Raw genomic sequence first — 4,358 nt, 5'->3', positions numbered from 1 at the left:
GTCGGGCAGCCCGTCGGGGAACCGGCCCTCGGGCAGCTCGACGAGCACCGCCGCGAGCGCCTGCGCAGCCGCGTCGAGGTCGGTCGTCGGCACTCCCCCGTGCCGGCGCGCGAGGCGTGCGGCGTGGTCGACGGTCGCGAACGACAGGTCGGACGTCGCCTGCGCGGTCACGCGGTCCGTGAGCTCGTGCGCCTCGTCGACGATGAGCACGTCGTGCTCGGGTAGGACGCCCGGCGAGCCGGACGCGGCGATGCCGAGCATCGCGTGGTTCGTCACGACGACGTCCGCCTCGCGCGCCGACGCCCGCGCGCGCTCGGGGAAGCACTCCTCGATCATCGGGCAGCGCGTGCCGAGGCACTCGAGCGACGTGACCGACACCTGCCGCCACGCGCGGTCGGTCACGCCGGGGACGAGGTCGTCACGGTCGCCCGTGTCGGTCTCCTCCGCCCACTCGCGCAGGCGGAGGATCTGCTCGCCGAGCGACTCGCTGCCGTCGCGTCGCCCGGCACCGGCGGGTGCGGGGTGGTCCGCGGCGCCCGCGTGGTCACCGAGGTCGAACAGCGTGCCGGGCTCGTCCTCGGGGTAGCCGCCGGCGACCTTGTGCACGCACAGGTAGTTGTGCCAGCCCTTGAGGAGCGCGATGTGCGGGCGGCGGGGCAGCCGGGGTGCGAGCGCGTCCGCGACGAGCGGCAGGTCGCGCGTGACGACCTGCCGCTGGAGCGCGAGCGTCGCGGTCGAGACCACGACGTGCTCGTCCGCGAGGACCGCGTGCCGGACCGCGGGGACGAGGTACCCGAGCGACTTCCCGGTGCCGGTCCCCGCCTGGACGAGCAGGTGCTCGCCGGTCTCGAGCGACCGCGAGACGGCCTGCGCCATCGCGTGCTGCCCGTCGCGGCGGGCGCCGCCGAGGGCGCCGACGGCGAGGTCCAGGAGGTCGTCGACCGTCGGTTCCGCATCGGGCACCGCGACAGCGTAGTCGCGGTCACCCACGCCGTCGGTCAGGCGGTCCGGACCGCCGCCGCGGTGAGCTCGGCCGCGAGCTGCTGGTCGACGCGCGCGCGCAGCGCGGTGCCCTGCGCCGTGTGCTCCTCGTGGTCGATGTCACCGTGCTCGTGCACCCGGCTGACCAGGTCGCCGCGGTCGTACGGGACGACGACGTCGACGGCCACGCCGGGCCGCGGGAGCTGGTCGGCGATGAGCGCCTGGAGCTCCTCGATGCCCTCGCCCGTGTGGGCGGACACGACGACCGAGTGCACCTCGCGCGACCGGAGCCGCGTGATCGCCTCGTCGGACGCGCGGTCCGCCTTGTTGAGCACGATGATCTCCGGCACGTCCATCGCGCCCGGGATGTCGGCGAACACGTGCCGCACGGCCGCGATCTGCCCCTCCGGGTCGGGGTGGGACGCGTCGACGACGTGCAGGATGAGGTCGGCGTCGGCGACCTCCTCGAGCGTCGACCGGAACGCCTCGACGAGCTGGTGCGGGAGCGCCCGCACGAACCCGACGGTGTCGGCGAGCGTGTAGACGCGCCCGTCGGTCGTCTCGGCGCGGCGGACCGTCGGGTCCAGCGTCGCGAACAGCGCGTTCTCGACGAGCACCCCGGCGTTGGTCAGCCGGTTGAGCAGCGACGACTTGCCGGCGTTGGTGTAGCCCGCGATGGCGACCGACGGGATCGCGTTCTTGCGACGCGACGCGCGCTTGGTGAGCCGTGCGGGCTCCATCGCCGCGATCTCGCGGCGCAGCTTGGCCATGCGGTTGCGGATCCGGCGCCGGTCGAGCTCGATCTTCGTCTCACCGGGACCGCGCGAGCCCATGCCTGCGCCGGCGCCGCCGACCTGGCCACCGGCCTGCCGGGACATCGACTCGCCCCAGCCGCGCAGGCGCGGGAGCAGGTACTCGAGCTGTGCGAGCTCGACCTGCGCCTTGCCCTCCCGGGACTTGGCGTGCTGGGCGAAGATGTCGAGGATCAGCGCGGTCCGGTCGACGACCTTGACCCGCACGATGTCCTCGAGCGCACGACGCTGCGAGGGGGCGAGCTCGCCGTCGACCACGACGGTGTCCGCGCCGACCGACGCGACGAGCAGCGCGAGCTCGGCGGCCTTGCCCGACCCGAGGTACGTGCCCGGGTCGGGGGTGCGGCGACGCTGGATGACGCCGTCCAGGACCTCGGAGCCGGCCGTCTCGGCGAGCGCCGCGAGCTCGCGCAGCGAGACCTCGGCGTCCTCCGCGGTGCCGGTGCCCCAGACGCCCACGAGCACGACCTTCTCCAGACGGAGCTGCCGGTACTCGACCTCGGTGACGTCCTCGAGCTCGGTCGACAGGCCCGCGACCCGGCGGAGCGACGTGCGCTCCTCGAGGTCGAGCTGGTCCCCGTCGTACGTCGAGTGGACGGTGCCGCCGTCCTGCAGCGCGGTGCCGGCCCGGGCGAGCACACGCGCGACGACGTCGTCGGCGACGTCCTGCACGGAGCGAGGCTCGTACGCCTCGGTCTCGTGGGTGGTGTGCTGCGGGTCGTTCACGCGGTGCCTCTCGGATCGGCTTCGTCGGCTGCGCTTCCAGGGTCGCACGCGCTCCCCCGGGGTGCGATCCATTTCGCTGCGGGCCGAGCGTGCGCGGGTAGGGTCGGCGCGTGAGCGGCCAGGAGCACTACTTCACCGCGCAGCCCGCGTCCCCGGTCGAGCTGCGCACGCTGACCGTCGAGCTGGCCGGGCGACCGGTGCAGGTGCAGACCGCGGGCGGCGTCTTCTCCCCCGACCACGTCGACCACGGCACGCAGGTCCTGCTGCGCACCGCCCCTGCGCCACCGTCGACCGGCGACCTGCTCGACCTCGGGTGCGGCTGGGGTCCCGTCGCGCTGGCGCTCGCGCTCGAGTCCCCGGGCGCGCGCGTGTGGGCCGTCGACGTGAACGAGCGCGCGCTCGACCTGGTCCGGCGCAACGCCGCGGCGCTCGGCCTCGGCAACGTCGTGGCGGCCCTGCCCGACGAGGTCCCCGATGACGTGCGGTTCGCGACGATCCGGTCCAACCCGCCGATCCGCGTCGGCAAGGACGCGCTGCACGCGCTCCTGCTGCGCTGGCTGCCGCGACGTGCGGCGGGCGGCGACGCGCACCTCGTCGTCGGGAAGAACCTCGGTGCGGACTCGCTGCAGCGCTGGCTCGCGGAGACGCTCGGCGCGGGTGTCGTCGTCGAGCGGTCCGCGAGCGCGAAGGGGTTCCGGGTCCTCGTCGTGCGGGACGCCTGAGGCGGTCACCCGCGCGCCCTTGACGGGACCCGCGATCCGGCGTCGCCGAGGCGCCCCAGCGCCCTGGCCGCCCCGTTAGGACTGGGCGGCCCCGGGAGCCGCCATCGCCGACGCCTCCGCGATCGCGGCGCGCAGCTGCGCGAGCGACGGCACGCCGGTCGCCCGTCGACGGACGCGTCCGGTCGCGTCGAGGACCAGGACGGTGGGCGTCGACAGGACCGCGAGGCGCTCGCCGAGGTCCAGGTGGTCGGCGACGTCGCGGTCGTCCATCGCGTGCTCGGGCTGCACGCTCGCGACGACGCCGAGCGCGGCGAACCGTCGCACGTCGTCATCGTCGAGGAGCTGGGCGTGCTCGACGGACCCGGCCGCGCCGGAGGCGGCGAAGGCGTCGAGCGCGAGCGCGTTGGCGGCGTCGCCGATCGCGTGGATCGCGCACCGCAGGCCGTGCGACCGCGCGTACGTCATGAGCGGGACGAGGTGCTCAGGCGGGACGGACAGCACTCCGCGGTCGGACGTGCCGGGGTAGGGCTCGTGGCAGTAGGCGGTGCGCGTGTTGAGCGAGCCGTCGGTGATGACCTTGAGCGGTCCCTGCTCGACGAGCCCCGCGACGCGGTCGCCGGTGTGCAGGTCGTCGCGGACGACGCGGTCGAGGTACTCCTCCCAGACGCCGGCACGGACGCGCAGCACCCCCCGCCGCGCGGCGGCCCGGCGGCGCCACACGTCGAGGTTGTCGGCGATCTCCAGGTCGACCACCCCGACGACCCCGCGGGCGGCCGCGGCCAGGGCCGCGTCGTGCACCGCCGCGTCGGCGACGTCGTCGGGCACGTGGTCGACGGTCCCCTGGAGCGGCATCCAGTCGCCCTCGCGCAGCAGGCCGCCGTCGTGCGCGCCGACGCCGAGCATCCGCAGCCCGGCGGTCGAGAGCCACGCGCAGTGCAGGTCGCCCGAGACGAGGACGACGGGGACGTCGCCGACGGCGGCGTCGAGCAGCGCGGTCGTGGGCTCGTCGGGCCAGAGCCCGTCACGGAACCCGAACCCGACGAGCGGAGCGCCGGGCGCGGGCGGTGCCGCGTCGAGCCGCGCTCGCACGAGCGCGACCGCCCCCGGCTCGACCGTG

4 protein-coding genes are annotated in these 4,358 nt (G+C 75.3%); 1 reads left to right on the top strand and 3 read right to left on the bottom strand.

Annotated elements, in window-relative coordinates:
* On the bottom strand, nucleotides 1-963 hold a 963-nt coding region (locus HGA02_RS11730; RefSeq protein ID WP_168679161.1), incomplete at its 3' end, for a DEAD/DEAH box helicase.
* A 35-nt stretch (nucleotides 964-998) separates the two neighbouring features.
* Nucleotides 999-2,519: a GTPase HflX gene (gene hflX, locus HGA02_RS11725; protein WP_162351714.1), complete on the bottom strand. Its 1,521-nt coding sequence runs from the start codon at nucleotides 2,517-2,519 to the stop codon at nucleotides 999-1,001.
* A 110-nt stretch (nucleotides 2,520-2,629) separates the two neighbouring features.
* Between hflX and HGA02_RS11720 the strand changes: the two genes are divergently transcribed.
* The gene (locus HGA02_RS11720) at nucleotides 2,630-3,241 is read left to right on the top strand and encodes a methyltransferase (protein WP_168679160.1); all 612 of its coding nucleotides are present in this window, start codon (nucleotides 2,630-2,632) and stop codon (nucleotides 3,239-3,241) included.
* Nucleotides 3,242-3,316: 75 nt separating this feature from the next.
* Here the strand turns inward: HGA02_RS11720 and HGA02_RS11715 are convergent.
* On the bottom strand, nucleotides 3,317-4,358 hold a 1,042-nt coding region (locus HGA02_RS11715), incomplete at its 5' end, for an amidohydrolase family protein (RefSeq protein WP_246247708.1).

It is taken from the genome of Cellulomonas septica, from assembly GCF_012396155.1.
Classification (GTDB): domain Bacteria; phylum Actinomycetota; class Actinomycetes; order Actinomycetales; family Cellulomonadaceae; genus Cellulomonas; species Cellulomonas septica.
The sequence above is the reverse complement of the archived record's forward strand: the minus strand, read 5'-3'. Positions and strand labels throughout refer to the sequence as shown.